Annotated in this window: 1 rRNA gene; it reads left to right on the forward strand. The window is 55.6% G+C overall.

The window, feature by feature from the left end:
- Positions 1–1,351 (forward strand): 16S ribosomal RNA (locus C6W88_RS21190); the annotation flags it as partial.
- Positions 1,352–1,402: the final 51 nt, after the last annotated feature.

Here is a 1,402-nt window from a genome sequence, read left to right on the forward strand (position 1 = left end):
GGGGGAAAGCAGGGGATCTTCGGACCTTGCGCTATCGGATGAGCCTATGTCGGATTAGCTAGTTGGTGAGGTAACGGCTCACCAAGGCTGCGATCCGTAGCTGGTCTGAGAGGATGATCAGCCACATCGGGACTGAGACACGGCCCGAACTCCTACGGGAGGCAGCAGTGGGGAATATTGGACAATGGGCGAAAGCCTGATCCAGCCATGCCGCGTGTGTGAAGAAGGCCTTCGGGTTGTAAAGCACTTTCAGTGAGGAAGAAAGCCTTGAGGTTAATACCCTCGAGGGAGGACATCACTCACAGAAGAAGCACCGGCTAACTCCGTGCCAGCAGCCGCGGTAATACGGAGGGTGCGAGCGTTAATCGGAATTACTGGGCGTAAAGCGCGCGTAGGCGGCTTGATAAGCCGGTTGTGAAAGCCCCGGGCTCAACCTGGGAACGGCATCCGGAACTGTCAGGCTAGAGTGCAGGAGAGGAAGGTAGAATTCCCGGTGTAGCGGTGAAATGCGTAGAGATCGGGAGGAATACCAGTGGCGAAGGCGGCCTTCTGGACTGACACTGACGCTGAGGTGCGAAAGCGTGGGTAGCAAACAGGATTAGATACCCTGGTAGTCCACGCCGTAAACGATGTCGACTAGCCGTTGGGCTCCTTGAGAGCTTTGTGGCGCAGTTAACGCGATAAGTCGACCGCCTGGGGAGTACGGCCGCAAGGTTAAAACTCAAATGAATTGACGGGGGCCCGCACAAGCGGTGGAGCATGTGGTTTAATTCGATGCAACGCGAAGAACCTTACCTACCCTTGACATCGAGAGAACTTTCCAGAGATGGATTGGTGCCTTCGGGAACTCTCAGACAGGTGCTGCATGGCTGTCGTCAGCTCGTGTTGTGAAATGTTGGGTTAAGTCCCGTAACGAGCGCAACCCTTGTCCCTATTTGCCAGCGATTCGGTCGGGAACTCTAGGGAGACTGCCGGTGACAAACCGGAGGAAGGTGGGGACGACGTCAAGTCATCATGGCCCTTACGGGTAGGGCTACACACGTGCTACAATGGCCGGTACAATGGGTTGCGAATCCGCGAGGTGGAGCTAATCCCATAAAGCCGGTCTCAGTCCGGATCGGAGTCTGCAACTCGACTCCGTGAAGTCGGAATCGCTAGTAATCGTGAATCAGAATGTCACGGTGAATACGTTCCCGGGCCTTGTACACACCGCCCGTCACACCATGGGAGTGGACTGCACCAGAAGTGGTTAGCCTAACTTCGGAGGGCGATCACCACGGTGTGGTTCATGACTGGGGTGAAGTCGTAACAAGGTAGCCGTAGGGGAACCTGCGGCTGGATCACCTCCTTAAACGACACGTCATCTGACTGTCGGTAAGTGCTCACAATGAATTACCTGATC

The organism is Halomonas litopenaei (genome assembly GCF_003045775.1).
In the GTDB taxonomy this organism is placed as follows: domain Bacteria; phylum Pseudomonadota; class Gammaproteobacteria; order Pseudomonadales; family Halomonadaceae; genus Halomonas; species Halomonas litopenaei.